A 24,133-nucleotide genomic window follows, 5' to 3' on the forward strand; every position below is an offset into this window, starting at 1 on the left:
GGGCTTTGCAATCTTGGCTCCCCGAGCTGGGCTCGAACCAGCGACCTGCGGATTAACAGTCCGTCGCTCTACCGACTGAGCTATCGGGGAACAGGTAGAGGGGCGCAATTATGCACCAAAAAATTTCATGCCGCAAATGACGCCTGAATCCGGGGCGGCGGCAAGCGTGCGGTGAGGGCTGGTTTGATCCGCAGCCCCTAGGGCAGGAAAACAACGTAGCAGAACAGCGCGTAAATCAGGGAAAACAGAAACCAGCGGCTTTTGAAGACCCCGCGCCAATTGCGCAATTCGTCACGCTGTGGGAGGCAGGCGCGGTCGCTGATGCCGTGCATGAGATAGACGCTCGTCATCAATAAGAGGCAGACCAGAAAGTACTGCTGGGCGTAGGTAAAGACCAAAGTCAGGCCGATCAGAAAACCCACCGCCAGCCAGTTCAGAATCGTCTTGTGCATGAAGCCCTCCCTGTCGGGCCTGCTTCCGGCGTTTGACATCGCGGACAGCTCAGGCTCGTGTCCGCACTGTAGTGAGGTCATTGATGACGCAGGTGCGCTCTCCGGCAAATTCAGATGTATTCCCGCGCGGCTGCCGGCCTTGACTGTCGCTGCTATCGCAGACAACAAAAAACCCGCAGAGCGTTGATTTCTGCGGGTTTTGTGTACTACCTGAGACGACGGTAGATGGGTATTTGGTGCCGGTGAAAGGAATCGAACCCTCGACCTTCTCATTACAAGTGAGCTGCTCTACCAACTGAGCTACACCGGCCATGCGGTTCCCGCTTGTTTGGCGGGACCCGCATTGTAAACAAAGTTGCGCGTTCCGTTTACTTGACGATGGTCAGGTGCGGACGCTTGGTGTCGGCGGGGCTGTCTTCGGCCGGCGCGGGGGTATCCGCGCTGGACTGGGATTCGCCCTCTTGCGCCGCTTCTTCACGAACGGCGGGTTCGTAGGGCTGAACTTCGAAGCCCATGCCGGCGCCAGTTTCGCGTGCGTAGATGGCACTGACTGCCTGAACCGGCACCATGACGTTTTCCGTTACGCCGCTAAAGCGCGCTTGGAACTCGATGAACTCGTTGCCGAGCAACAGTTTGTTGGTGGCCAGCGTGCCGACGTTCAGGGTGATCTGGCCGTCGCGCACGTGGCCCAGGGGCACCAGGGTGTGCTCATCGACCTGCACGGTGAGGTAAGGGGTGTAGCCGTTGTCGGTACACCATTCGTGCAGGGCGCGGATCAGATAGGGTTTGGTCGAAGTTTCGCCCATGACTTGCCTTAGCGACGCATGACTTTTTCGGACGGGGTCAGCGCTTCGATGTAGGCCGGGCGCGAGAAGATGCGTTCGGCGTACTTTTGCAGCGGGGCCGCGTTTTTGGGCAGTTCGATGCCGTAGTGGTCCAGGCGCCACAGGAGCGGCGCTACGGCCACGTCGAGCATGGAGAACTCTTCGCCCAGCATGTACTTGTTCTTCAGGAGCAAGGGAGCGAGCTGAGCGAGGCGGTCGCGGATGGCCTGGCGGGCCAGCACCATTTTTTTGTCGTCCGGCTTGGCGCTACGGTCTTCCAGGGCGGACACGTGCACGAACAGTTCTTTTTCGAAGTTGAAGAGGAACAGTCGCGTGCGGGCGCGCATGACCGGATCGGCCGGCATGAGCTGCGGGTGCGGGAAGCGTTCGTCGATGTACTCGTTGATGATGTTCGATTCGTACAGGATGAGATCGCGCTCGACCAGGATGGGCACCTGGCCGTAGGGATTCATGACGGAGATGTCTTCCGGCTTGTTATAGAGGTCGATGTCGCGGATCTCGAAATCCATGCCTTTTTCGAACAGCACAAAGCGGCAGCGTTGCGAAAACGGGCAAGTGGTTCCGGAGTAGAGCACCATCATGGCGGTAAGTCCTTGTATTGAAAAGCGAAAGGCCAGCGCCCTATACCATATCAGGGGCTGGCCCCGAATGCCAGGCAACGACAGGGATTGGTCCTATCTGTGCAGACCGACGGCCAGGGGCGTATCGGTTCGGCGGGGCGTTGCGGGTTAGCGTACATGTTTCCAGTAGGCCGCGTTCAGGCGCCAACTGACCACCAGGAACAAGCCCAGAAAGATCAACACGCCCCATCCTAAGCGGATTCGGCTTCGTTGAACGGGCTCGGCCATCCAGGTCATGAAGGCGGTAAGGTCGGCGATATCGCGGTCATACGCGGCCTCGCGCGACGGCTCCAGCACCCTGAACTTCGCCTCGGGCGGTCCCTCCTGGCCACTGAAATGAGCAAGGGGTTCCGCCTTTGAAGTGGAATAACCTTGCGCATCATACAACGTAGTCACCTTTTCCCATCGTTTGCTGCCGTCCGATGCGGTGACTTCACGCTGTTTGACCAGAGTGAGTTCGCGGGGGCCCTGGCGTTGCCAGAGGGCATGCGGCATGGCGGTGCCGGGAAAAACGAGGTTGTTCCAACCGCTGGGGCGCGAGGTGTCGCGGTAGAAAGTGCGCAAATAGGTGTAGAGGTAGTCCGCGCCGCTGGGGCCGCCCGTGGTGGATTTGGCGCGTGCCATGAGGGAGAGATCAGGGGGGGTGACGCCGAACCACTTTTTGGCTTCCTCGGGCGTCATGGCAATCGTCATGGCATCGCCCAGTTTTTCGCCGGTGAACAGCAGGTTGTCCCGGATCTGTTGTTCGGTCAGGCCTATCTCTTGCAGTTTGTTGTAGCGCATGGCGCTGGCGCTATGACAGTTCAGGCAGTAGTTGATGAACAGTTTTGCGCCGTTTTGCAAAGAGGCCAGATCGTTGGTTTGATCCGGCGCGCGGTCTAGCGCGTTGGCGGTGGCGCACCAAAGCAGCAAGGCCATGGCCATCAGCTTGCGGATCATGGCGCTTCCTTGCCCTGGCGTGCCCGGCGCAGAGTCAGGCGCACGGGTTCCGGCTTGAAAGTCCCCAGACGGCTCCAGATCGGCATCAGCAGGAAAAAACCCAGGTAAATCAGCGTGCCTGCCTGCGCCATCAGATTGAAAGTGGCGGAGGGGGTTTGCGTGCCGACATAGCCGAGCATGAGGAAGTTGGCGATGAAAATGGCGTAGAGCCCTTTGTGCCAGCCTGGACGGTAGCGAATAGACCTGACCGGCGACTGGTCCAGCCAGGGCAGAAAGAACAGGATGAGCACTGATCCGCCCATTACGGCTACGCCCCAGAACTTCGCCTCAAGGGTGCGCAGCAGCACGGCGAGCAGGACGAGCATCGCGGGCAATGCCAGCCGAGTCCGGCGCGGACGTCTGGCGAGCAGTGCGGCGGCGCTCAGGATGCAGGCGCCGGCCAGCACCCAGGTGAGGCTGCCCGTGGTGGCGCGCAGCATGGAATAGAACGGCGTGAAGTACCAGACCGGCGCGATGTGAGCGGGCGTCTGTAGCGGATCGGCCGGAAGAAAGTTGTTGTATTCCAGAAAATAGCCGCCCATCTCCGGGGCAAAAAATACGATGGCTGCAAACACCATCAGAAACACCACCACGCCCCTGAGGTCGTGCACGGTGTAAAAGGGATGGAAAGGCAGGGCATCGGCCGGGCGGCCATATTGATCTTTGGGGCCGTTTTCGATGTCGATGCCGTCGGGGTTGCTGGAGCCGACTTCGTGCAGCGCCACCAGGTGGGCCACGACCAGGCCGATCAGCAACAGCGGAATGGCGATGACGTGGAAGGCGAAGAAGCGGTTGAGCGTGGCATCCGAGACCACGTAGTCGCCACGAATCCAGATGGCCAGATCCGGACCGATAAAAGGGATGGCCGAGAACAGGTTAATGATGACCTGTGCGCCCCAGTAGGACATCTGCCCCCAGGGCAGCAGATAGCCGAAGAAGGCTTCGGCCATCAGGCATAGAAAGAGGGCAACGCCGAAAATCCAGACCAGTTCGCGCGGCTTGCGGTACGAGCCATAGAAGAGGCCGCGCAGCATATGCAGATAGATCACGACAAAGAACATCGAGGCGCCGGTGGAGTGCATGTAGCGCACCAGCCAGCCCCAAGGAACTTCGCGCATGATGTACTCGACCGACTGAAAGGCTTTTTCCGCGTCGGGTTTGTAATGCATGACCAGGGCAATGCCGGTCACGATCTGGATGACGAGCACGACCAGCGCGAGTGAGCCGAAGATGTACCAAAAGTTGAGGTTCTTCGGTACGTAGTATTCGGTCAGGTGCGCCTTCCAAAAAGACATCACCGGAAAACGCCGGTCCAGCCAGCCTAACAGGCCTGTTGCCTCGACGTTTTTTTCGCCTGCCATCTGAGGGAAGCTCCTTCCGTTTTTATCGTGCGCCTGTCTACCGCAGGCGGTCAGGCCTTGTGGTCGTCGTCGGCGCCTACGAGGATGCGGGTATCCGACAGGTAGCGATAGGGCGGGACTTCGAGGTTGTCGGGCGCGGGCTTGTCTTTGTAAACCCGGCCGGCCATATCGAAGGTCGAGCCATGACAGGGGCAGATAAAGCCGCCCGCCCAGCTGGGCGGCAAGCCGGCGCCCGGGCCGGTTTCGAAATGCGGGGTCGGGGAGCAGCCCAGATGGGTGCAAAGACCGATGCAGACAAAGAGATCAGGCTTGCGCGAACGGTATTCGTTCTTGGCGAACGCGGGGGTATAGCCGGGGCGGTCGGAGTCCGGGTCGGCAACCTGTTTGTCCTGTGTCTTGATGCCCTGGAGCTGCGCCTCATCGCGGCGTACGACCCAGACCGGCTTGCCGCGCCACACTACGACGCGCATCTTGCCGGGTACCAGGTCGCTGATGTCGACTTCGACGGGGGCGCCGGCGCTTTCGGCCCGGGCGGAGGGCGCAACGGTGCCAAACAGCGGGATTGTGGCTGTTACCCCGGCGACACCGCCGACCGCACAGGCTGCGCCGACCCAGAAGCGCCGAGACGGGTCGGCGGGTAGCTCGGCAGGCACGGCAGCTTCGTCGTCATGCACCCGCTTATCCTGACTCATTTCCTATCCTTGTCGCACGCAAAACCACCTCGGCATCAATCTTGCGGCACCCGTTTGGCGTGAGGTGTAACAGACAGCGTAGCAACCGCGTATTATAGTCCTGCCCGTCCGAGGGAACCTCGCAACCAGGAAGGAACACGCATGAGCAAAGCAACCGGTTTTCTTAAGGAATTCCGCGATTTCGCCGTCAAGGGTAATGCTATCGACCTGGCGGTCGGCGTCATTATTGGCGCCGCGTTCAGCAAAATTGTCGACTCTATCGTCAAAGACCTGATCATGCCCGTGGTCAATTTTATCGTGGGCGGCTCGGTAGATTTCAGTAATCAGTTTCTCGTTTTGTCCTTGCCCAAGGACTATGCCGGCCCCATGACTTATGCCGAGCTGAGCAAGGCCGGCGCGAACGTGCTGGCCTGGGGTAATTTCGTCACGATTCTGATTAATTTCGTGCTCTTGGCCTTCGTCATCTTCTGGATGGTGAAAGTCATCAATCGTGCGCGTCATAGCAAAGACGAAACGGCGGCTCCGCCTCCGCCGACGCCCGAAGAGGTGGTGCTGCTGCGCGAAATCCGCGATTCGCTCAAGAAGTAAGCGGTGGTCGGCATCAGATCGGGTTGTCGATATCGACAAACTCGACCTGGATGCCGAATTGCGCCGCGACGGCTTTGCCCAGAGCCTGCACGCCATAGCGTTCGGTGGCGTGATGGCCGGCACTGATGAAGCCCACGCCGGTTTCGCGTGCGAGATGGGCATTGGGTTCGGAAGCTTCGCCGGTGATGTACACCGTGGCGCCAGCATCGATGGCTTCGGCCATCATGTTTTGCGCGCCGCCGGTGCACCATGCGATGCGTCCGACCGGAGCTTGGGCATCACCGATCCACAGGGGCTGGCGGCCTAGGCGTTGTCCTATGTGTTCGGCCAGTTCACCCAGTGTTGCGAGGCTGGGCGCTTCACCCAGCCAGATCAGCCCGTCTTTGCCGGCTGTTTGCGGCGCGCCCTCGGCATCGCGCAAGGGGGTCAGCCCGAGCACGCGCGCCAACTGGGCGTTGTTGCCCAGTGTGGGGTGCGCATCCAGCGGCAGGTGGTAGCCGATCAGGTTGATGTCGTGAGCCAAGAGAAGCGCGAGGCGGCGGCGGCGCGGCCCCAGTATGCGCGGGTCTTCATTGCGCCAGAACCAGCCGTGGTGAACCAGCACGGCATCCGCGCCGCGCTCCACGGCGGTACGCAAGAGCGCCTCGGATGCCGTTACGCCCGTGATAAGGTGTCCAACCTCCTGATTGCCCTCTACCTGTAGGCCATTCGGGGCGTAATCTCGAAAGCGTGCGGCTTGCAGGGTGGCGTCCAGCCAGCCCGTGAGCGTGCGGATGTCGACTTTCTTCATTGTGTGTTCCGTGGAATATATACGTCGCCTTTGGCTAGTCTTTGCTCAGGCTGTCACAGTTTGCCTGGCCATTTTATTCGTCGTCGCCGCATTGCGGCCCGACTTGCTGCGGCTGGCCGGTCCTGGTCAGCCCGCCTCTGCCTTGGCGACGGTAGACAGTTATGCGCCGGCGGTGGCGCGGGCCGCGCCCTCGGTGGTCAATATTTATACGTCCAAACATGTGGATGTGCCTCTCCTGCCCCTGCCGGAGGACCCCGCCTTGCGCCAGTTCATCGCTCAGGTTCCGGGGCTTTCTCGGCGCGAGCAATCCAACAGCCTCGGATCGGGGGTGATCGTCAGTGAGCAGGGTTATGTACTGACCAATTTTCATGTGGTGGATGCGGCCGATGCGATCGAGGTGGCGCTGGCCGATGGCCGGCAGGCCGCTGCCAAGGTCGTCGGCGCGGATACCGAAACCGATCTGGCCGTGCTCAAGCTATCGGGTAACTTGACCGGCCTGCCTGTGGCCAGCTTCGCCGAGGGCCGCAGGCTGCGGGTGGGAGATGTGGTGCTGGCGATCGGCAATCCGTTCGGAGTCGGGCAGACGACGACGCAGGGGATTGTGTCAGCCTTGGGCCGCTCTGGCTTGGGGGCCAATGCGTATTTGAATTTCATCCAGACCGACGCGGCCGTAAATCCCGGCAACTCAGGCGGCGCACTGATCGACACTCAGGGGAATCTGGTGGGCATCAATACGGCGATCTATTCCCAGACAGGCGGCTCGCTGGGTATCGGTTTCGCCATTCCGATCGATATCGCCCGGCGTGTGATGGACGAGATCATCAAGACTGGCAAAGTGCGCCGGGGTTGGCTGGGCATCGAGCCGCAGGACCTCACGCCGGAATTGGCGCACGCCTTCAAGCTGGGAGAGGATGCGCCTGGCGTCATCATTGCCGGTGTCATGCGTGGTAGTCCAGGCGGCAAGGCCGGGCTGCGCGTGGGGGATATCGTGCTGGCGCTGGATGGTCAGCCGGTGCGCGATACGGGCAGGCTGCTGGCGCAGATCGCCGCGGTCTCGCCTGGTCACACCGCTGTGCTGAAGGTGTTGCGCGAGGGCAAAGAGATGGAGATCAAGGCCACGATGGGCACACGCCCTTCCCGGCCGCAATAAGACCGCGAAGGGCGTGCTGGATGGGGCTTACTCGCGTTCAGCGAGTTCTCTGCCCTCGGCGGTTTTTCTCGGCGTGATCAGGCGGGCGCAGATCAGGCCGACTTCATACAGCAGACACAGCGGTACGGCCAACATGAATTGGCTGACGACATCGGGCGGCGTGACCACGGCGGCGATCACGAAGGCGCCGACCACGACATAACCGCGCGCCTGGCGCAGTTTGGCAACATCGACCAGGCCCGTCTTGACCAGCAACACCACGGCGACGGGTACCTCGAAGGTGATGCCGAAGGCCATGAACATGGTCATGACGAAGCTGAGGTAGGCCTCGATGTCCGGGGCTGGCGTGATGGATTGCGGCGCGAAGGTCGCAATGAAATGGAACACCGTACGGAACACAAAGAAGTAGCAGAACGCCATGCCCGCCAGGAACAGCAGCGTGCTGGAGGCGATGAGCGGCAGGGCCAGACGCTTTTCGTGGCGGTAAAGGCCGGGGGCGACAAAGGCCCAGGCCTGATAGAGCACGACGGGCAAGGCGATCACGAAGGACGCCATCATGGTGACCTTGACGGGCACCATAAAAGGCGTGATCACGCCGGTGGCAATCATGCGCGTGCCTTCGGGCAAGGACGCGAGCATGGGCTGAGCCAGTACGTCATAGATGGTCGAGGCGCCGGGATAGGCGAAAAGAATCAGGAAGATCACAACCACCGCGCTGACGGCTTTCAAGAGGCGTGAGCGCAGTTCGACCAGATGCGACATGAAGCTTTCTTGCGGCATCGCTTCTTCGGTTTGGGGGGCTTCCTGACTCACGTTGCATTACCAGTAGACGGGGACTTGGGGGCCTCAGCCTGGGACGCTGCGGGCGCGGCCGGTGTCGGTTCGGCTGCGGCCGTGGCAGGCAGCGTGGCAGGCGTGCCGGGCAATTTGCTTGTGTCTGTTTCAGCGGTGATGGCGGGATGGGGCGCAATCGTGCGTTGAATATCCGCCGCGGCTTCATTGACCGTTCTTGCGGTGTCGTCGAGTTCGGCGCGCAACGAATCACCGCTTGCGCGCAGCGAGTCGGTGGCGCCGCGCAACGACTGATTGACGTCCTGCGCCGTGCTGTCTATTTGTTGTTTGAACTTGCGCAACTCATCCAGCTCGATTTCGCGCTGAATATCGGATTTGACGTCATGGACGTAACGCTGCGCGCGGCCGAGTAGATGACCGACGGTACGAGCGACTTTAGGGAGGCGTTCGGGCCCGAGCACAATCAGCGCCACGACGCCGATTACGATCAGTTCCGTGAAGCTGACATCAAACATGCGTCTGTCGCTTGATAGAAGATAGAGGGGCGGGCCCTGCCCGCCCGGAGATCAGGAATTCTGTTTTTCCTTGGCCTGCACGTCGATCGTGGTCTGCTGTTGCGTGACCTGTTCGGTTTTGTCGGCATTGGCTTCTTGCATGCCGTCCTTGAAACCCTTGACCGCACCGCCCAGGTCAGAGCCGATATTGCGCAATTTTTTCGTGCCGAAAATCAGGGCGACGATGACCAGAACGATCAACCAATGCCAAATACTGAAGCTACCCATGACAACTCTCCGTGTTTATGCGTCGGGGGCCGTGCGGCCGTTCCAGGGACGCGGGCCACCCATAATGTGGAAATGCAGGTGCGGCACTTCCTGGCCGCCTTCGACGCCGGCGTTCGCCAGCAGCCGGAAGCCGCCTTCTGGCCCGGGATTGCAACCATTTTCCTGGGCCAGGCGAGGCACGAGTGCCATCATTCTACCCAACCAGCCTGCGTCTTCGGCAGTGATATCCTGCATGGAAACAATGTGATGGCGCGGGATGAGCAGCAAATGCACGGGTGCGGCCGGGCTGATGTCGTGGAAAGCGATGAATTCATCGTCTTCGTAAACTTTCTTGGCGGGGATATCGCCCCGCGCAATCTTGCAGAAGATACAGTTTTCGCTCATACGGATTCTCAGTCGGCGGGCCGGCGGGCTTTTTCTTCAAGGCCCGATAAGCCCTCGCGACGCGCCAGCTCAGCCAGCACGTCTTCGGGGCGCAGATTGTAGTGAGCCAGCGTTACGAGGCAATGAAACCAGAGGTCGGCAGTCTCGCTGACGATACGTTCGGGCAGGCCATCTTTGGCGGCCATGACCAGCTCGGTGGCTTCTTCGCCGATTTTTTTCAGGAAAGCATCCGGCCCTTTGGCCAGCAGCTTGGCCGCATACGAAGTTTGCGGATCGCCGCCGTTTTGGGGCAGGCGGGTTTCCAGCGTGTCGGCGACGCGCGCCAGCACGTCGGCACCGAAAACGGGCGCGTTTGTCATTTATAGATCAGTTCCGGGTCTTTCAGTACAGGATCGACCGCCACCCACGCAGCACGCTGGGAAGTGCCGTCCAGACGGCGGTAAAAACAGCTTGCGCGGCCAGTATGGCAGGCAATGCCGCCGTTTTGGTGGACTTTCAGCAGGATGACGTCGCCGTCGCAATCGAGGCGCAGCTCGTGCACCTGTTGCGCGTGGCCGGATTCTTCGCCTTTACGCCAGAGTTTCTTGCGCGAGCGCGACCAATAGACGGCACGGCCGGTCGCGGCCGTTTCGGCCAGCGATTCGCGGTTCATCCAGGCCACCATCAGGATCTGGCCATTTTCGGCATCCTGGGCGATGGCGGGAATCAGGCCATCGGCGTCGAAAACGACATCGGCCATCCAATCCGGTTCGGTACTCATGATTAGTCCAATCTGACGTCAATGCCGCGCTGGGCCATGAAGGCCTTGCATTCGCGCACGGTGTGCTGGCCGAAGTGAAAAATGCTGGCGGCCAGCACGGCGCTGGCGCGGCCGGTGGTGACCCCCTCGGCCAGATGCTCCAGATTGCCCACCCCGCCCGAGGCGATCACGGGGACCGGCACAGCGTCGGAGACCGTACGCGTCAGTTCGAGGTCAAAGCCGGATTTGGTGCCGTCACGGTCCATGCTGGTGAGCAGGATTTCGCCAGCGCCATAGGCTGCCATACGGCGGGCCCAGGCCACGGCGTCAAGCCCGGTGGCGCGGCGTCCGCCATGGGTGAAGACTTCCCAGCGGGCGGCTTCACCCTCGCTGCTGACGCGCCGTGCGTCGATGGCGACCACGATGCACTGCGAGCCGTGGTAATCGGCGGCGGCGCGCACCAGTTCGGGATTGCTGATGGCGGCGCTGTTGATGCTGATTTTGTCAGCGCCTGCATTGAGCAGACGCTGAACATCGGAAACCTGTCTTACACCGCCGCCTACGGTCAGCGGGATGAAAACCTGCGACGCCACCTGCTCGATGATGGGTAGGATGAGATCACGGCCGTCGCTGGTGGCGGTGATATCCAGGAAAGTGAGTTCGTCGGCGCCCTGCTCGTTATAGCGGCGGGCGATCTCGACCGGGTCGCCCGCGTCGGTCAGGTTGACGAAGTTCACACCCTTGACGACGCGTCCGGCGGTCACGTCGAGGCAGGGAATGATGCGGCGCGTGAGCGCCGAAGCGGTAGGGCCCTGGGTTTGCGTCATGACGTCAGTTCATCAGCGCGGGCCTGGGCCACCTTGAAGTCCAGCGCGCCTTCATAAATGCTGCGACCGAGAATGGCGCCTTCGACGCCGTCGGCTTCGACCGCGCACAGGGCTTCGATATCGGCCATGCCGGCAATGCCGCCCGAGGCGTACACGGGGATGCGCACATGCTGAGCCAGACGCACGGTGGCTTCGACGTTCACGCCGGAGAGCATGCCGTCGCGGCCGATGTCGGTGTAGATGATGGCTTCGCAGCCATAGTCTTCGAATTTCTTGGCGAGATCGAGGACGTCGTGGCGGGTGAGCTTGCTCCAGCCGTCGGTGGCGATTTTGCCGTCTCGTGCGTCCAGGCCGACAATGATTTGCCCGGGGAAGGCGCCGCAGGCGTCATGCAGAAAGCCGGGGTTTTTGACGGCCGCCGTGCCGATGATGACATAGGAGATGCCGGCATCGAGATAGCGTTCGATGGTGTCGAGGTCACGGATGCCGCCGCCGATTTGCACGGGGATATCGTCACCGACCGCCTTGAGGATGGCCTTGATGGGCGCTTCGTTCTTGGGCTTGCCGGCGACAGCGCCGTTCAGATCGACCAGATGCAGCCGGCGGGCGCCCTGGGCGAGCCAATTCGAGGCGATGGCAGCGGGGTCTTCGGAGAACACCGTGACATCGTCCAGGTCTCCCTGGCGCAGACGCACACAGCGCCCGTCTTTGAGGTCGATGGCGGGGATCAGCAGCATGGTGATAGCGAGCGTTGAAAAATCGGTTGAAAAGAAAGCCTGCCCAGGCGCGTCGTACGGCGGCTATGGCTGCCAGTCTACAAAATTGCGATACAGGCGCAAACCGTGTTCGGCGCTTTTTTCCGGGTGAAATTGCACCGCGAAAATGTTACTGGCGGCCACGGCGCAGGTAAAGGCAAGCCCGTAATCGCTTTCCCCGACAGTCAGGGCAGGATCTTCGGGCGCGGCGTAATAACTGTGGACGAAATAAAAATGCGCCTCATCGGGAATACCTTCCCATAGCGCATGAGCGCGCGTCTGGCGGACCTTGTTCCAGCCCATATGGGGCACTTTCAGGCGTTCTTCGCGGGTGTTCGTGGCCACGGGGCCGGTATTGCCCTCTTTGTCGGCCGTGACGATGTCGGCGAACTGGGGGCCGGCAAAGCGGCGCACCTGGCCTGCGAAAAGATTCAGGCAAGGCGTATCGCCTTCCTCGCTGGACGAGAACAGCATCTGTTCTCCTACGCACACGCCCAACAGCGGCTTGTTGCGGGCGGCCCGCAATACGGCTTCGGCCAGGCCGGACTCATTCAGGGTGCGCATGCAGTCCGGCATGGCGCCCTGCCCCGGAAACACGACCCGGTCAGCGGCGTCGATGTCCTGGGCGCGATTGCAAATGCGGATATTGGCTTGCGGCGCGGCATATTGCAGCGCGCGCGCCACGGAATGGAAGTTCCCCATTCCGTAGTCGACGATAGCGATAGTGCTCAATTCGTGGGCCTCGGTGTTACAGCACGCCCTTGGTGGACGGGATGACGTCGCCCATGCGGGGATCGACCTCCATGGCCATGCGCAGCGCGCGGCCAAAGGCCTTGAAAACGGTTTCGGCCTGGTGGTGGGCATTGAAGCCGCGCAGGTTGTCGATGTGCAGCGTCATGAGGGCGTGGTTGACCAGACCCTGGAAGAATTCACGCGTGAGGTCAACGTCGAAGTCGCCGATGCGCGCTCGCGTGAAGTCGATGTGGTATTCCAGCCCCGGACGGCCCGAGAAGTCGATCACGACGCGTGACAAGGCCTCGTCGAGTGGCACATAGGCATGGCCGTAGCGGCGCAGGCCGGCCTTGTTGCCAATGGCCTTGGCGATGGCCATGCCCAGCGTGATGCCGACGTCTTCGACGGTGTGGTGGGCGTCGATGTGGAGGTCGCCCTCGGCCTTGATGTCGAGATCGACCAGGCCATGGCGGGCGATCTGGTCCAGCATGTGATCCAGAAAGGGCACGCCGGTGTCGATGCTTTGCTTGCCGGTGCCATCGAGATTGACGGCCACGCGGATGCGCGTCTCGTTGGTGTTGCGGATGATTTCTGCGGTACGCATATCAGGGACTCAGTATGTCTTGCAGGGCAGCGAGCAAGGCCGCGTTTTCTTCCGGCGTGCCAATCGAAATGCGCAGGCAGTTAGCCAGAAGCGGATGCGCCGCCGAAAAGTTTCTAACCAGTATTTTGCGCGTTTTCAGGGCGAGATGCACGGCGTTGCCGTCCAGCTTGCCGCAAAAGCGTACAAGAATGAAATTGCCGGCACTGGGGTAGACCCTGACATCCGGCAAAGCGGCCAGCCCACGGGCCAGCGGTTCGCGGTCGGCGCGCAGGCGGGCAGCCTGCTCGTCGAGCACCGCCTTCTCGCGCAGCACGGCGAGCAGTACGGCTTGGGTCAGGACGTCGACGTTATAGGGTGGGCGGACCTTGTCGATCTGGGAGATCCAGTCGGGTAAGCCCGCCAGATAGCCAAAACGCAGACCGGCCAGGCCGATCTTGGAGACCGTGCGCATGATCACAACATTAGGCAGTTGCGTTACGCGCGGCATCCAGCTGTGGCCGGCAAAGGGCTGATAGGCCTCGTCGATGACGACCAAGCCGGGGGCGGTCTGAATAATGGCCTGAACTGCGGCGTCGGGCCACAGGCCGCCGGTGGGATTGTTGGGCAAAGCCAGGAACACCAGCTTGGGCTGGTGCTCTTCGATGGCCGCCAACATGGCGGGCAGGTCCAGCTCCAGGTCCGTGGTGAGCGGCACGCCCACGAAGCGGGCGTGGTCAAAGCGCGCCGCCATTTCAAAATAGACAAACGAGGGCCAGGGCGACAGCACCGTATCGCCGGGTTCGCAACAGGCTTGCACCAGCAGGTGAATCAGCTCATCCGAGCCGTTGCCGAATAAGAGGTCCGCCTCTGCGGGCACCTCAAAAGCGGTGGCGACGGCGGCCTTGAGGACAGAGAGGTCAGCCTGGGGATAACGGTTGAGGGGCGTCTCGCACGCGGCCTGGGCAATGGCGTCGCGCACCCGCTCAGGCAGCGGATACGGGCACTCCATGGCATCTAGCTTGATGACATCGGCCGCGCTTGCCGCTACCGGATAGGCGGACTGCGCCAGGATGTCCTGGCGCAGCGTGCGAGCGATCCGCTCGGCGGCGCTCATGAGCGTTCGTCGAGGCGGTATTGCGCGCTGGCCGCATGGGCCTGCAAGCCTTCGCCCAGCGCCAGTTCGGCGGCGATACGGCCCAGTGTCTGAGCGCCTTCGCGCGATACCTGGATGAGGCTGGAGCGCTTCTGGAAGTCATACACGCCGAGCGGCGAGGAAAAGCGCGCCGTGCGCGAGGTCGGCAACACATGGTTGGGACCCGCGCAGTAATCGCCCAGCGATTCCGAACTGTAGCGTCCCATGAAGATGGCCCCGGCATGACGGATGCGGGCTGTCCAGACTTCAGGCTGCTCGGTGGAGATTTCGAGATGCTCGGGGGCGATGGTGTTGGCGATGGCGCAGGCTTCATCCAGATCGCGCACCTGGATCAGCGCGCCACGGTTGGCCAGGCTGGTGCGCAGGATGTCGGCGCGCGGCATGGTGGGCAGCAGCCGCTCGATCGCGGCCTCGACTTCGTCGATGAAGGCCGCGTCCGGACACAGCAAGATAGACTGCGCCAGCTCGTCGTGTTCGGCTTGGGAAAACAGGTCCATCGCGATCCAGTCGGCGGGTGTCTTGCCATCGCAGATGATCAGGATTTCGCTGGGGCCGGCGATCATGTCGATGCCGACCACGCCAAACACGCGCCGCTTGGCCGCTGCGACGTAGGCGTTGCCGGGGCCGACGATTTTGTCCACCGCCGGGACGGTTGCCGTGCCATAGGCCAGCGCACCGACGGCTTGAGCGCCGCCGATGGCGAATACGCGGTCCACGCCGCCGATGGCCGCAGCGGCCAGCACGATGGGATTGCGCTGGCCGTCAGGCGTGGGTGTCACCATGATGAGCTCGGGCACGCCAGCCACCTTGGCCGGGATGGCGTTCATCAATACGGAAGACGGATAGGCCGCTTTGCCGCCCGGCACATAGAGGCCCACGCGGTCCAGCGGCGTGACCTGCTGGCCCAACATAGTGCCCTCGGCGTCGGTGTAGGTCCAGGTTTCGGCGCGCTGATGCTCGTGGTAGGCGCGCACGCGGCCGGCGGCCGCTTCGAGGGCCTGGCGCTGCGCGGCAGGCAGGCTGTTCAGCGCAGCCTGCCATTCAGTCTTGGGGATTTCGAGCGCGGCGGCGGTATCGACGGCCATGCGGTCAAAACGCTGGGTGTACTCGAGCAAAGCGGTGTCACCGCGCGTGCGCACATCAGCCAGAATGCCCGCCGCAGCGCGGTCGATGGATTCATCCTGCGAGGCTTCGAAGGCCAGCAAGCGGGACAGGTCGGATTGGAAGCCCGCATCGCGGGAATCGAGTCGGTTGATCAGAGCCATGGCATCAGGTCAGCTATTGGAGTCGGCTTGGCCCTGGCTCGCGCGCTGGAACGCGTCAAGCAGCGGCTGCAGGCTGGCGCCGCGTGTTTTCAGAGAAGCCTGGTTGACGATGAGACGCGAGGAAATCGGCATGATGGTCTCGACTTCACGCAGCCCGTTGGCCCGCAGCGTGCCGCCGGTGGACACCAGATCGACGATGGCGTCGGCCAGGCCGACCAGCGGCGCCAACTCCATCGAGCCGTACAGTTTGATGAGATCGACGTAAACGCCCTTGCTGGCGAAGTGTTCGCGGGCGGACTGCACGTATTTGGTGGCCACCCGCAGGCGAGCCCCCTGGTGCACGGCCGCCGCGTAATCGAAGTCCTCGCGCACGGCCACGCTCAGGCGGCATTTGGCGATGTTCAGATCGATGGGCTGATACAGGCGGCCAGCCTGGCCAGCCGCGTGTTCGATCAGCACATCCTTGCCGGCGATGCCGAAGTCGGCGGCGCCATATTGAACATAGGTGGGAACGTCGGAGGCGCGCACGATGATCAGCCGCAGACCGGGGTCGCTAGTGGGCAGGATCAGCTTGCGCGAGCTCTCCGGGCTTTCGACGACGCCGATGCCGGCCTCGGCCAGCAGGGGCAGAGTTTCTTCAAAAATGCGTCCCTTGGACAGTGCCAGGGTCAGGGGAGCCGCAGCGATGCTCATTCATCTTCCTTGCCGGTGACGCGCTCGATGCGCGCACCGAGATTGCGCAGTTTGATTTCCATGCGATCGTAGCCGCGATCCAGATGATAAATGCGGTCGATCAGCGTGTCCCCTTCAGCGGCCAGGCCGGCGATCACCAGGCTGGCCGACGCACGCAGGTCGGTAGCCATGACAGTGGCGCCGGAGAGCCGGGCGACACCCCGCACCACGGCCGTGTGGCCGTCGATGTCGATGTCCGCGCCCAGTCGGCATAGTTCCTGCACGTGCATGAAGCGGTTTTCAAAGATATTTTCGACCACGATGGCGGTGCCATCGGCGATCGTGTTCAAAGCCATCAGCTGGGCCTGCATATCGGTGGCGAAGCCGGGGTATTCATGGGTGCGTATGCCAACCGGCTTGGGGCGGCCGTTCATGACGCCACGAATCCAGCCCGGACCGCTTTCGATATGCAGTCCGGCCTCGGTGAGCTTGTCCAGCGTGGCGCCCATGATGGCCGCGTCGGTGTTGCGCAGCGTGATATCCCCGCCTGTCGCACCGACGGCGCATAGAAACGTACCCGCTTCGATGCGGTCGGAGATGACGGTATGGTCGGCGCCGTGCAAACGTTCGACGCCGTCGATCACGATGCGGTCGGTGCCGTGGCCTTGAATCCGGGCGCCCATCTTGATGAGCAGTTCGGCCAGATCGATGACCTCGGGTTCGCGCGCGGCGTTTTCCAGAATCGTTTGGCCTTCGGCCAGCGCCGCCGCCATCAGCAGATTTTCCGTCCCCGTGACCGTCACCATGTCGGTGCGCACCGATGCGCCTTTCAGGCGTTTGGCGCGCGCCACGACAAAGCCGTGTTCCATCGTGATCTGCGCGCCGAGGGCTTCCAGCCCCTTGATGTGCTGATCCACCGGCCGTTGACCGATGGTGCAGCCTCCCGGCAGGCTCACGCGCGCCTCGCCGAAGCGGGCGAGCAGCGGACCCAGCACCAGGATAGAGGCGCGCATGGTCTTGACCAACTCATAGGGAGCTTCCAGGCTGTGGACCTGATCAGCCTGGAGGTTGACCGAGGTTTGCGCGCTTTCCGCTTTCACGCCCATCTGGCCCAACAGGCGCAACATGGTGCGCGTGTCGTTGAGCTGGGGCACATTGCTCAGGCGGACGGGATCGGCGGTGAGCAGGCTGGCGCACAAAATGGGCAGCGCCGAGTTCTTGGCGCCGGAAATCACGACCTCGCCATGCAACCGGGCGCCGCCGGTGATGCGCAGCTTGTCCATCAGCGCCCTGCCTTGTGGAACTCTTCGGGCGTGAGCGTGCGCATCGATAGGGCGTGGATTTCCGCTTTCATGCGGTCGCCCAGGGCGGCGTAAACCAGTTGATGGCGTGCGATCAGGCGCTTGCCTTCGAAGGCGGTGCTGACGATGACGGCATCGAAATGCGAGCCGTCGCCTTGCACGTCCAGGTGTTCACAGGACAGGCCGTCCGCAATGTATTGGCGGACTTGCTCGGGGGTGGGAAGCATGGATCAGTTCCGGAGCTTGTAGCCGCGCGCCAGAAGCCGCAGCGCGAATAAAGAAAGGACAACGAATACACCCGTCACGACGGCCAGACTTTGCCAGGGCGACACATCTGAAACGCCGAAGAAGCCATGACGGAAGCCGTCGATGGTGTAGAAAATCGGGTTCCAGTGCGAGACGGCCTGCCAGAACGGCGGCAAGGTGTGGATAGAGTAAAACACGCCGGACAGAAAGGTAGCCGGCATGACGAGAAAGTTCTGGAATGCGGCCAGTTGATCGAATTTCTCAGACCACAGCCCGGCCACCAGGCCCAGCACGGCCATGATGCCACAGGCCAGCACCGCGAAAACCAGCACCCAAACAGGTTGCGCCGGCATCAGCGGCACGAAGTACAAGGCCACCAGCCAGACGCAGAGGCCGACCGCCAGACCCCGAACCACGGCGGCGATGACATAGGCGGAAAAGATTTCGCGATGCGAGATCGGCGGCAGCAGCACAAACACCAGGTTGCCCGTGATCCGGCTCTGTATGAGCGAAGACGAGGGGTTGGCGAAGGCGTTTTGCAACATGCTCATCATCATGAGCCCGGGGATCAGGAAGGCGGTGTACGGCACCGAGCCGTACACCATCAAACGCCCCTCGAGCACATGGGCGAACACCAGCAGATAAAGCAAGGCAGTGATGACAGGCGCGGCAATGGTCTGGAAACTGACTTTCCAGAAGCGCAGCAACTCCTTGCGCAACAGGGTCGGAAAACCCGAGCCGGCGTCCAGCCGTGGTTGCACGAGTGCTTGGTTCGGGTTCACGAAAGCGTCTCCTCGCCGGTAAGGGGAACGAAGTCCGGGTCATCCTGGCGCATGATGCGCACGAAGGCATCTTCGAGGTCTACGCCGCCTACGCGCGCCAGCAGCGCCTGGGTGGTGTCCAGGGCAACGATGCGCCCGCCTTTGAGCATGGCGATGCGGCCGCACAGGGCCTCGGCTTCTTCGAGGTAGTGGGTCGTGAGCATGATGGTGTGGCCAGCGCGGTTCAGGCGCGAGATGAACTCCCAGAGCGTGCGGCGCAAATCGACGTCCACGCCGGCAGTAGGCTCGTCTAGCACGATGACCGGCGGGCGGTGCACCAGCGCCTGCGCGACCAGCACGCGGCGCTTCATGCCGCCCGACAGGGCGCGCATATTGGCGTCGGCTTTGTCAGCCAGGCCAAGATTGAACAGGATTTCGTCGATCCAGTCGTCATTGTTGCGCAGGCCGAAATAACCCGATTGCAGGCGGAGTGTCTCGCGGACTGTGAAAAAGGGGTCGTAGACCAATTCTTGAGGCACGACACCCAGCGCCCGGCGCGCCTCTTTGTATTGGGCGATCACGTCATACCCGCAGACGCTGGCGCGTCCTTGAGTGGCCCGGGCCAATCCGGCAAGAATGGATATCAGGGTGGTTTTGCCGGCGCCGTTGGGACCGAGCAGACCGAAGAACTCGCCGTGCTCGATGTGCAGGCTGACATCGTTGAGCGCCTGAAAGCCCGGCTCGGCGGCGGCGCCAAACAGGGTTTTCCAGCCTTGCTGGCGTGGAGGGTAGATTTTGGAGACGTGTTCGAGGCTGACGGCTGGCATAAACGCGGCGGGATTTCCGGGGCCTGCCCGGCGTGCGCCCGTAAGAGCGAAACCAGCATTATAGAGGGGGGTATCACCCTATCGGACGAATTACCCCTCGTGTCGTCAGCCTTGGCAGCGCCCGGCCGGCCTTATTGATTGCGGCGGTTCAGGGCATCGATCAGACCGTCGATGCCGTTTTGATTGATTTGCTGCGCAAACTGATTGCGGTAGTTCTCGATCAGCCAGATGCCTTCGACGTTGAGGTCATAAATGCGCCAGCCCTGGGGGGTTTTTTCCAGGCGGTAATCGACCTGTACGGGCTGCGAATTGGTTTGGCTGATGAGGGAGCGCACGACAACGTCGTTGGCGTTGGGATCGCCACGCTGGGGCAGCAGTTTGATCGTGGTGCCGTTGTCCACCTTGACGAGCGCGCCGCTATAGGTGCGCACCAGGGTGCCGCGGAAGGCTTCGGCCAGCCGCTGTTTTTGCTCTGGGGTGGCTTGACGCCAGAAACGGCCGGCCGCCAGACGCGTGGTTTTCTCGAAGTTGACGTAGGGCAGGATGTATTGATCGACCACCTGATTAACGCGGTTCAGGTCGCCGGACTTCACGCCGGCGTCCTGTTTCAGCACATCAATGGCTTTCTCGGCCGCGTTCAGGACGAACTGATCCGGCGGGCCATTGGGGTTGACCGTCTGGGCTGCTGCGGCGCCACCCAGTGTGACGGCCGCGACCAGCAGCAGGCGTTGAAAAAAAGAAACAACAGAGAACCGCATAAAAACTCCTTGATTAGTCACCTGCCGGCCTTACTTGGCCAGTGGCTTGGCGGCAGGCGCCTGGGAGGACGTGTCGTCATCTTCGTCCTCATAGTTGGGCAGTGCCGCTTCGTCGTCGGCGAGGTTGCCGCGCACCATGGCCGCACGGCGTTGCAGATAAGCATCGCGTATGAAGCTGTAGGGGTCGAGGGCCACGCGGTCGATCGTATTGCTCACGTCGAGCAGGTTGGCGCGGGCGTCGACGATTTCCAGACCCCAGAGCGAGTTGCGCAGGGGAATGTTATCGACTTGACGCAGGGTGACGGGGTCTCCATACCAGCCCACGGCGAGGCCTGCACTGTCGCGCACCGTGCTTGCGCCCCAGAACGGCAGCACCAGGTAAGGACCTTGGCCCAGGCCCCAGACGCCCAGCGTGACGCCGAAGTCGTTGGGGATCTTGCGCGCGCCATTCATCGACGCGACGTCGATACAACCGCCGATCCCCATGGTGGTGTTGAACAGGAAGCGGCCGAGGGTATTGATGAAATCGTGGCCGCGGCCTTGCAGCATGCTGTTGGCGCCGGCCCAGATATCGCCCAGGTTGCTGAACATATTGTGGACGCAGGTGCGCACCGGGGACGGGACGACATAGGTATAGCCCTGCGCCACCGGCTTGAAGAGCGCCCGGTCAACCGTGTCATTGAATTTGTACACGCCACGGTTAAAGCCTTCCCAGGGGTCGCGCGGGTCGGGGTTATGCGTGGCGGCGCAGCCGGCCAGAACCGCCCCGGCGGCGGCGACAGTGGTCAATCGAGTGAGGGCCTGCATCTTCATGGTCTAACGCACCTTCGCGAGATATTTGTCTTTTTGATGATGTCGCCGCGGGCTTGACGCGGCAAGGCTCGTTCAGTGCGCAGCGGTGTCAGCTGCCGACGTGCCCTGTTTTTCTGCCGTGCCGTACAGGAACTTGCTGATCAGCTGCTCCAGGACGACAGCACTCTGTGTATAGCGGATTTTTCCGCCGTCGGCAAAATTCTCATCTTCACTGCCCGGGGTCACGCCGATGTATTGTTCGCCGAGCAAACCGGAGGTCAGGATGCTGGCCGAGGAGTCGGAGGGGAATTTGAAGGGGGTTTCGAGTTTCATCGTGACCACGGCCTGAAAGGTCTGGTCATTGAAGCTGATGTTGGAGACGCGCCCGACCACCACCCCGGCGCTTTTCACTGGCGCACGCACTTTCAGACCCCCGATATTGTCGAAATCGGCAGTGAGCTCATAGGTGGGCGTGAAGGAGAAACTGCTGAGGTTGCCGGCGCGCAGCGCCAGGAAGATGAGCGACAGTGCGCCCAACAGCACGAAGAGGCCAACCCAGAAATCGGTTTTTTCGCGTGACATGATGAATCCGTATCAATTGCCAAACATCAGGGCGGTCAGAAGGAAATCCAGGGCCAGTACGGCGAGAGACCCCACCACCACGGTGCGGGTGGTGGCCCGCGCCACGCCTTCCGGCGTCGGGCGGGCCTGCCAACCCTCATAAAGGGCTACCAGGGTGACGGTGATGCCGAAGACCACGCTTTTGATCACGCCGTTGAGCACATCGTCCCAGATATCGACGCCGGCCTGCATCTGTGACCAGAATGCGCCGGTATCGACGCCGATCATGACGACGCCGACGACCCAGCCGCCCAGGATGCCCACCATGGAGAATACCGAGGCCAGGATGGGCATGGCGATGACGCCGCCCCAGAATCGTGGCACCAGGACACGGCGCATGGGGTCAACGGCCATGACTTCCATGGCGGCCAGTTGCTCACCGGCCTTCATGAGACCGATTTCAGCGGTGAGCGAGGTGCCCGCCCGGCCGGCAAACAGCAGGGCGGTCACGACCGGACCCAGTTCGCGCACCAGCGACAGCGCCACCAGCAGGCCGAGGGCCTCCTCGGAGCCATAGCGATTCAGGGTGTAATAACCCTGCAGCCCCAGAACAAAGCCCACGAACAGGCCGGATACGGCGATGATCAGCAGGGAATAGTTGCCGATGAAATGGACCTGCTGGGATACCAGGCGCGGGCGGCGGAAGATGATGCCGGAGCGCGCCAGGATAGCGCCAAAAAAGCGGGTGAAAAAGCCTACGCTCCGGATGAGATCGCCTACCCAGGCGCCGATGGCGGTGATGAATCGGCCCAGCGCGCTCATGATTTGCGTCCTTGTTGTTGCCCCAGCCAGCGCTTGAAGGCCGGGGTTTCGGGGTAGCTGAACGCGACCGGGCCGTCAGGCGCGCCATCCAGGAACTGGCGGACATAGGGGTCCTGCGACTCCGACAGCGTCTGGGGAGGCCCGGATGCCTTCATCTGTCCCTGGCCGACGAGGTAGACCTGATCTGCGATGGCGAATGACTCCTGGATGTCATGGGTGATCAACACGGAGGCACAGCGCAGGCGATCCGACAGGTGCCGGATCAGACGCGCCGTGATACCCATGGAGATCGGGTCCAGTCCGGCAAAAGGCTCGTCGTAAAGAATGAGTTCAGGCTCGAGGACGACGGCGCGGGCCAGGGCCACCCGGCGAGCCATGCCTCCGGAAATCTCGGCGACGCGCAAATGGGCGGCTGCGCGCAGGCCGACCGCATCGAGCTTGTCCAGCACCTTGTCGAGAATGTCGGCTTCGCTGGCGTTCGTGTGTTCTCGCAGCGGAAAGGCGACATTTTCAAAGACGTTGAGGTCCGTAAAGAGCGCGCCCTGCTGAAACAGCACACCCATGCGCTTGCGCAGGCCTTGCAGCGATTCGGGGCTGGCCTGGGCGACGTCCTGGCCAAAGGCCTTGACCACGCCGCTCTGAGCGGCGATTTGGCCCGTGGCCGCGCGCAGCAGCGTGGTTTTACCCGAGCCGGAGCCGCCCATGACAGCGACCACCTGGCCGGCGTGCACCTCTAGCGTAATGCCCGAAAGCACGGTGAAGTCGCCATACCCTAGCGCAACATCCTTGCAGGACAATACGAGTTCCGAGCTGTTGCGGGTAGAAACGGGCATGGGCAGCGGGTAGGGTTGCGGAATGCTCGAAGGCCTTTCCTGGGGGCACGATGAGGGTGCGACAATCCATCATTGTAGCCCGAGCCCCGTTTTCGCCCAGGGGTGCCGTATGGCTGGACTGCTGTTTTCCTGTTGTGGATCGGATTCCGTCAAGCCGATTCAAGAAATTGGCGTCTTGCCTTGCTAGGAAAAGCGCGCGACTGCGGGCCGCAATCCAAGCCCGTGTCCGAGGCGAAAAAAGGGGTGGGATGACCTCTGGCCTTTCCCGGCGTATCGACGCCGCGCTGGTTGATGCCAACCGGCAGGCCTAAGCCCGGTTTCAGACATAGAGAAGTAAAACGGGGCCGAAAGGCCCCGTTCCTGCCTTGGCTTGTCTGCTTTAGAAGCGATAGCCCACGCCCACCGTGGCAACCCAGGGGTTGATGCGGGCCGTGCCGATGCGTTCGCCGTCGAGCTTCACCTTGGACGAGATGTCGATATAGCGCAGATCGGCGTTCAGGAACCAGCGTTCGCTGAGTTTGACGTCTACGCCGACCTGGCCGGCGAGGCCCCAGGAGTCTTTGAGCTTGAGATTCGAGCCGGCCAGCGCGCCGCGAGCCTGGGTGTCAAAGAAGTGGGTGTAGTTCAGACCCACGCCAACATAGGGTTGCACCGTGCTGTCTGGCAGAAAGTGCCATTGCAGGCTGAGCGTAGGGGGCAAGTGCTTGGTTTTGCCGATGGTGCCTAGTCCGCTGCCGCGAATGTCATGCTCGAAAGGCCATGCGCCCAGCAGTTCGATACCCACGTTGCGCGTGGCCATGTAGGTCACGGTGAACGACGGACGGGTGCTGTTGTTCACGTCCAGATCGACCGAGCCGTTGAGCACGCTGCCGTTGTTGGATTGGGGGCGAACCTGGGTTACGCCTACCTTGACCAGCCAGTCCCCTTCCTCGTGGGCCAGGGCGGGAGCAGACAACATGGTGCCGCACAGCGCGGCCAGGGCGATGGCGCGACCGCGCCGGAAAACTGCTTGCATCTCTCTCTCCGTAAATTGATCCGTATGCAGACAGATTCGCAGAGCGTGGGCTTTACG

At 62.1% G+C, this 24,133-nt stretch carries 32 protein-coding genes and 2 tRNA genes; 2 read left to right on the top strand and 32 right to left on the bottom strand.

What is annotated here, in order from left to right:
* Positions 1-14: 14 nt before the first annotated feature.
* From U0029_RS00395 to petA, 8 genes are all read right to left on the bottom strand, one after another.
* A tRNA-Asn gene (locus U0029_RS00395) sits at positions 15-90 on the bottom strand.
* Between the two features lie 107 nt (positions 91-197).
* Complete coding sequence (locus U0029_RS00400) at positions 198-452, bottom strand: hypothetical protein (RefSeq protein ID WP_039051336.1); 255 nt, start codon at positions 450-452, stop codon at positions 198-200.
* A gap of 234 nt (positions 453-686) precedes the next feature.
* Positions 687-762 (bottom strand) — tRNA-Thr (locus U0029_RS00405).
* A 58-nt stretch (positions 763-820) separates the two neighbouring features.
* On the bottom strand, positions 821-1,258 hold the full coding sequence (locus tag U0029_RS00410) for a ClpXP protease specificity-enhancing factor (RefSeq protein WP_012418970.1): 438 nt from the start codon (positions 1,256-1,258) through the stop codon (positions 821-823).
* 8 nt (positions 1,259-1,266) lie between these two features.
* Entirely contained in the window at positions 1,267-1,878 is a 612-nt protein-coding gene (locus U0029_RS00415) for a glutathione S-transferase N-terminal domain-containing protein (RefSeq protein WP_012418969.1), read from the bottom strand.
* A 147-nt stretch (positions 1,879-2,025) separates the two neighbouring features.
* Positions 2,026-2,856 (bottom strand): cytochrome c1, encoded by an 831-nt coding sequence (locus tag U0029_RS00420; RefSeq protein WP_012418968.1) that lies wholly within the window; start codon positions 2,854-2,856, stop codon positions 2,026-2,028.
* The gene (locus U0029_RS00425; protein WP_012418967.1) at positions 2,853-4,256 is read right to left on the bottom strand and encodes a cytochrome b; all 1,404 of its coding nucleotides are present in this window, start codon (positions 4,254-4,256) and stop codon (positions 2,853-2,855) included. The genes U0029_RS00420 and U0029_RS00425 overlap by 4 nt, the downstream gene beginning before the upstream one ends.
* A 50-nt stretch (positions 4,257-4,306) precedes the next feature.
* Positions 4,307-4,948: a ubiquinol-cytochrome c reductase iron-sulfur subunit gene (gene petA / locus U0029_RS00430; protein WP_114852114.1), complete on the bottom strand. Its 642-nt coding sequence runs from the start codon at positions 4,946-4,948 to the stop codon at positions 4,307-4,309.
* A gap of 141 nt (positions 4,949-5,089) precedes the next feature.
* On the opposite strand from petA, the gene mscL reads away from it, so the two are divergent.
* Positions 5,090-5,536: a large conductance mechanosensitive channel protein MscL gene (gene mscL, locus U0029_RS00435; RefSeq protein ID WP_012418965.1), complete on the top strand. Its 447-nt coding sequence runs from the start codon at positions 5,090-5,092 to the stop codon at positions 5,534-5,536.
* Positions 5,537-5,549: 13 nt separating this feature from the next.
* On the opposite strand, the gene U0029_RS00440 is transcribed toward mscL, so the two are convergent.
* Positions 5,550-6,326 (bottom strand): Nif3-like dinuclear metal center hexameric protein, encoded by a 777-nt coding sequence (locus U0029_RS00440; protein ID WP_114852113.1) that lies wholly within the window; start codon positions 6,324-6,326, stop codon positions 5,550-5,552.
* Positions 6,327-6,345: 19 nt separating this feature from the next.
* Between U0029_RS00440 and U0029_RS00445 the strand changes: the two genes are divergently transcribed.
* The gene (locus U0029_RS00445) at positions 6,346-7,476 is read left to right on the top strand and encodes a trypsin-like peptidase domain-containing protein (RefSeq protein ID WP_039051363.1); all 1,131 of its coding nucleotides are present in this window, start codon (positions 6,346-6,348) and stop codon (positions 7,474-7,476) included.
* A gap of 27 nt (positions 7,477-7,503) precedes the next feature.
* Here U0029_RS00445 and tatC read toward each other — a convergent pair whose 3' ends face one another.
* The 23 genes from tatC to U0029_RS00560 form a co-directional block, all read right to left on the bottom strand.
* Complete coding sequence (gene tatC / locus U0029_RS00450) at positions 7,504-8,256, bottom strand: twin-arginine translocase subunit TatC (protein WP_086935810.1); 753 nt, start codon at positions 8,254-8,256, stop codon at positions 7,504-7,506.
* A gap of 29 nt (positions 8,257-8,285) precedes the next feature.
* Positions 8,286-8,783 (bottom strand): Sec-independent protein translocase protein TatB, encoded by a 498-nt coding sequence (tatB, locus tag U0029_RS00455; RefSeq protein WP_114852112.1) that lies wholly within the window; start codon positions 8,781-8,783, stop codon positions 8,286-8,288.
* A 51-nt stretch (positions 8,784-8,834) separates the two neighbouring features.
* The gene (gene tatA / locus U0029_RS00460; protein ID WP_012418960.1) at positions 8,835-9,050 is read right to left on the bottom strand and encodes a Sec-independent protein translocase subunit TatA; all 216 of its coding nucleotides are present in this window, start codon (positions 9,048-9,050) and stop codon (positions 8,835-8,837) included.
* A gap of 15 nt (positions 9,051-9,065) precedes the next feature.
* The gene (locus U0029_RS00465) at positions 9,066-9,434 is read right to left on the bottom strand and encodes a histidine triad nucleotide-binding protein (RefSeq protein ID WP_114852111.1); all 369 of its coding nucleotides are present in this window, start codon (positions 9,432-9,434) and stop codon (positions 9,066-9,068) included.
* Positions 9,435-9,442: 8 nt separating this feature from the next.
* On the bottom strand, positions 9,443-9,793 hold the full coding sequence (locus U0029_RS00470) for a phosphoribosyl-ATP diphosphatase (RefSeq protein ID WP_114852110.1): 351 nt from the start codon (positions 9,791-9,793) through the stop codon (positions 9,443-9,445).
* A complete protein-coding gene (hisI, locus tag U0029_RS00475; RefSeq protein WP_114852109.1) occupies positions 9,790-10,194 on the bottom strand; it encodes a phosphoribosyl-AMP cyclohydrolase in 405 nt (134 codons plus the stop codon). The genes U0029_RS00470 and hisI overlap by 4 nt, the downstream gene beginning before the upstream one ends.
* 2 nt (positions 10,195-10,196) lie before the next feature.
* Complete coding sequence (gene hisF / locus U0029_RS00480) at positions 10,197-11,000, bottom strand: imidazole glycerol phosphate synthase subunit HisF (RefSeq protein WP_012418956.1); 804 nt, start codon at positions 10,998-11,000, stop codon at positions 10,197-10,199.
* Complete coding sequence (gene hisA, locus U0029_RS00485) at positions 10,997-11,737, bottom strand: 1-(5-phosphoribosyl)-5-[(5-phosphoribosylamino)methylideneamino]imidazole-4-carboxamide isomerase (protein ID WP_012418955.1); 741 nt, start codon at positions 11,735-11,737, stop codon at positions 10,997-10,999. Before hisA ends, hisF begins: the two co-directional genes overlap by 4 nt.
* 63 nt (positions 11,738-11,800) lie before the next feature.
* A complete protein-coding gene (gene hisH / locus U0029_RS00490) occupies positions 11,801-12,487 on the bottom strand; it encodes an imidazole glycerol phosphate synthase subunit HisH (RefSeq protein WP_114852108.1) in 687 nt (228 codons plus the stop codon).
* A 16-nt stretch (positions 12,488-12,503) separates the two neighbouring features.
* The gene (hisB, locus tag U0029_RS00495) at positions 12,504-13,091 is read right to left on the bottom strand and encodes an imidazoleglycerol-phosphate dehydratase HisB (RefSeq protein ID WP_114852107.1); all 588 of its coding nucleotides are present in this window, start codon (positions 13,089-13,091) and stop codon (positions 12,504-12,506) included.
* A 1-nt stretch (position 13,092) separates the two neighbouring features.
* Entirely contained in the window at positions 13,093-14,184 is a 1,092-nt protein-coding gene (hisC, locus tag U0029_RS00500) for a histidinol-phosphate transaminase (RefSeq protein WP_114852106.1), read from the bottom strand.
* A complete protein-coding gene (hisD, locus tag U0029_RS00505; protein WP_114852105.1) occupies positions 14,181-15,488 on the bottom strand; it encodes a histidinol dehydrogenase in 1,308 nt (435 codons plus the stop codon). Before hisD ends, hisC begins: the two co-directional genes overlap by 4 nt.
* A gap of 9 nt (positions 15,489-15,497) precedes the next feature.
* Positions 15,498-16,181 (bottom strand): ATP phosphoribosyltransferase, encoded by a 684-nt coding sequence (gene hisG, locus U0029_RS00510; RefSeq protein ID WP_012418950.1) that lies wholly within the window; start codon positions 16,179-16,181, stop codon positions 15,498-15,500.
* Complete coding sequence (gene murA / locus U0029_RS00515; RefSeq protein ID WP_114852104.1) at positions 16,178-17,443, bottom strand: UDP-N-acetylglucosamine 1-carboxyvinyltransferase; 1,266 nt, start codon at positions 17,441-17,443, stop codon at positions 16,178-16,180. The genes hisG and murA overlap by 4 nt, the downstream gene beginning before the upstream one ends.
* Entirely contained in the window at positions 17,443-17,688 is a 246-nt protein-coding gene (locus U0029_RS00520; RefSeq protein WP_114852103.1) for a BolA family protein, read from the bottom strand. The genes murA and U0029_RS00520 overlap by 1 nt, the downstream gene beginning before the upstream one ends.
* A gap of 3 nt (positions 17,689-17,691) precedes the next feature.
* Entirely contained in the window at positions 17,692-18,489 is a 798-nt protein-coding gene (locus U0029_RS00525; RefSeq protein ID WP_114852102.1) for an ABC transporter permease, read from the bottom strand.
* Entirely contained in the window at positions 18,486-19,295 is an 810-nt protein-coding gene (locus tag U0029_RS00530; protein ID WP_012418946.1) for an ABC transporter ATP-binding protein, read from the bottom strand. Before U0029_RS00530 ends, U0029_RS00525 begins: the two co-directional genes overlap by 4 nt.
* A gap of 131 nt (positions 19,296-19,426) precedes the next feature.
* Positions 19,427-20,053: an MlaC/ttg2D family ABC transporter substrate-binding protein gene (locus tag U0029_RS00535; RefSeq protein ID WP_012418945.1), complete on the bottom strand. Its 627-nt coding sequence runs from the start codon at positions 20,051-20,053 to the stop codon at positions 19,427-19,429.
* A gap of 30 nt (positions 20,054-20,083) precedes the next feature.
* Entirely contained in the window at positions 20,084-20,866 is a 783-nt protein-coding gene (locus U0029_RS00540; protein WP_012418944.1) for an MlaA family lipoprotein, read from the bottom strand.
* 72 nt (positions 20,867-20,938) lie between these two features.
* Positions 20,939-21,427 carry an outer membrane lipid asymmetry maintenance protein MlaD gene (gene mlaD, locus U0029_RS00545; protein ID WP_012418943.1) on the bottom strand — a complete coding sequence of 163 codons (489 nt, stop codon included), beginning with the start codon at positions 21,425-21,427 and terminating at the stop codon, positions 20,939-20,941.
* A 12-nt stretch (positions 21,428-21,439) separates the two neighbouring features.
* Positions 21,440-22,228 carry a lipid asymmetry maintenance ABC transporter permease subunit MlaE gene (gene mlaE / locus U0029_RS00550; protein WP_012418942.1) on the bottom strand — a complete coding sequence of 263 codons (789 nt, stop codon included), beginning with the start codon at positions 22,226-22,228 and terminating at the stop codon, positions 21,440-21,442.
* Positions 22,225-23,061 (bottom strand): ABC transporter ATP-binding protein, encoded by an 837-nt coding sequence (locus tag U0029_RS00555; protein ID WP_114852101.1) that lies wholly within the window; start codon positions 23,059-23,061, stop codon positions 22,225-22,227. Before U0029_RS00555 ends, mlaE begins: the two co-directional genes overlap by 4 nt.
* Positions 23,062-23,440: 379 nt before the next feature.
* Positions 23,441-24,076: an OmpW/AlkL family protein gene (locus U0029_RS00560; protein WP_012418940.1), complete on the bottom strand. Its 636-nt coding sequence runs from the start codon at positions 24,074-24,076 to the stop codon at positions 23,441-23,443.
* Positions 24,077-24,133 lie beyond the last annotated feature (57 nt).

The organism is Bordetella avium, from assembly GCF_034424645.1.
Taxonomy (GTDB): Bacteria; Pseudomonadota; Gammaproteobacteria; order Burkholderiales; family Burkholderiaceae_B; genus Bordetella; species Bordetella avium.

What these genes read in the sequence shown, in the direction of transcription:
- U0029_RS00400 (WP_039051336.1), bottom strand. Translation starts at nt 452, where the DNA reads ATGCACAAGACGATTCTGAACTGGCTGGCGGTGGGTTTTCTGATCGGC.
- U0029_RS00410 (WP_012418970.1), bottom strand. Translation starts at nt 1,258, where the DNA reads ATGGGCGAAACTTCGACCAAACCCTATCTGATCCGCGCCCTGCACGAA.
- U0029_RS00415 (WP_012418969.1), bottom strand. Translation starts at nt 1,878, where the DNA reads ATGATGGTGCTCTACTCCGGAACCACTTGCCCGTTTTCGCAACGCTGC.
- U0029_RS00420 (WP_012418968.1), bottom strand. Translation starts at nt 2,856, where the DNA reads ATGATCCGCAAGCTGATGGCCATGGCCTTGCTGCTTTGGTGCGCCACC.
- U0029_RS00425 (WP_012418967.1), bottom strand. Translation starts at nt 4,256, where the DNA reads ATGGCAGGCGAAAAAAACGTCGAGGCAACAGGCCTGTTAGGCTGGCTG.
- petA (WP_114852114.1), bottom strand. Translation starts at nt 4,948, where the DNA reads ATGAGTCAGGATAAGCGGGTGCATGACGACGAAGCTGCCGTGCCTGCC.
- mscL (WP_012418965.1), top strand. Translation starts at nt 5,090, where the DNA reads ATGAGCAAAGCAACCGGTTTTCTTAAGGAATTCCGCGATTTCGCCGTC.
- U0029_RS00440 (WP_114852113.1), bottom strand. Translation starts at nt 6,326, where the DNA reads ATGAAGAAAGTCGACATCCGCACGCTCACGGGCTGGCTGGACGCCACC.
- tatC (WP_086935810.1), bottom strand. Translation starts at nt 8,256, where the DNA reads ATGCCGCAAGAAAGCTTCATGTCGCATCTGGTCGAACTGCGCTCACGC.
- tatB (WP_114852112.1), bottom strand. Translation starts at nt 8,783, where the DNA reads ATGTTTGATGTCAGCTTCACGGAACTGATCGTAATCGGCGTCGTGGCG.
- tatA (WP_012418960.1), bottom strand. Translation starts at nt 9,050, where the DNA reads ATGGGTAGCTTCAGTATTTGGCATTGGTTGATCGTTCTGGTCATCGTC.
- U0029_RS00465 (WP_114852111.1), bottom strand. Translation starts at nt 9,434, where the DNA reads ATGAGCGAAAACTGTATCTTCTGCAAGATTGCGCGGGGCGATATCCCC.
- U0029_RS00470 (WP_114852110.1), bottom strand. Translation starts at nt 9,793, where the DNA reads ATGACAAACGCGCCCGTTTTCGGTGCCGACGTGCTGGCGCGCGTCGCC.
- hisI (WP_114852109.1), bottom strand. Translation starts at nt 10,194, where the DNA reads ATGAGTACCGAACCGGATTGGATGGCCGATGTCGTTTTCGACGCCGAT.
- hisF (WP_012418956.1), bottom strand. Translation starts at nt 11,000, where the DNA reads ATGACGCAAACCCAGGGCCCTACCGCTTCGGCGCTCACGCGCCGCATC.
- hisA (WP_012418955.1), bottom strand. Translation starts at nt 11,737, where the DNA reads ATGCTGCTGATCCCCGCCATCGACCTCAAAGACGGGCGCTGTGTGCGT.
- hisB (WP_114852107.1), bottom strand. Translation starts at nt 13,091, where the DNA reads ATGCGTACCGCAGAAATCATCCGCAACACCAACGAGACGCGCATCCGC.
- hisC (WP_114852106.1), bottom strand. Translation starts at nt 14,184, where the DNA reads ATGAGCGCCGCCGAGCGGATCGCTCGCACGCTGCGCCAGGACATCCTG.
- hisD (WP_114852105.1), bottom strand. Translation starts at nt 15,488, where the DNA reads ATGGCTCTGATCAACCGACTCGATTCCCGCGATGCGGGCTTCCAATCC.
- hisG (WP_012418950.1), bottom strand. Translation starts at nt 16,181, where the DNA reads ATGAGCATCGCTGCGGCTCCCCTGACCCTGGCACTGTCCAAGGGACGC.
- murA (WP_114852104.1), bottom strand. Translation starts at nt 17,443, where the DNA reads ATGGACAAGCTGCGCATCACCGGCGGCGCCCGGTTGCATGGCGAGGTC.
- U0029_RS00520 (WP_114852103.1), bottom strand. Translation starts at nt 17,688, where the DNA reads ATGCTTCCCACCCCCGAGCAAGTCCGCCAATACATTGCGGACGGCCTG.
- U0029_RS00530 (WP_012418946.1), bottom strand. Translation starts at nt 19,295, where the DNA reads ATGCCAGCCGTCAGCCTCGAACACGTCTCCAAAATCTACCCTCCACGC.
- U0029_RS00535 (WP_012418945.1), bottom strand. Translation starts at nt 20,053, where the DNA reads ATGCGGTTCTCTGTTGTTTCTTTTTTTCAACGCCTGCTGCTGGTCGCG.
- U0029_RS00540 (WP_012418944.1), bottom strand. Translation starts at nt 20,866, where the DNA reads ATGAAGATGCAGGCCCTCACTCGATTGACCACTGTCGCCGCCGCCGGG.
- mlaD (WP_012418943.1), bottom strand. Translation starts at nt 21,427, where the DNA reads ATGTCACGCGAAAAAACCGATTTCTGGGTTGGCCTCTTCGTGCTGTTG.
- mlaE (WP_012418942.1), bottom strand. Translation starts at nt 22,228, where the DNA reads ATGAGCGCGCTGGGCCGATTCATCACCGCCATCGGCGCCTGGGTAGGC.
- U0029_RS00555 (WP_114852101.1), bottom strand. Translation starts at nt 23,061, where the DNA reads ATGCCCGTTTCTACCCGCAACAGCTCGGAACTCGTATTGTCCTGCAAG.
- U0029_RS00560 (WP_012418940.1), bottom strand. Translation starts at nt 24,076, where the DNA reads ATGCAAGCAGTTTTCCGGCGCGGTCGCGCCATCGCCCTGGCCGCGCTG.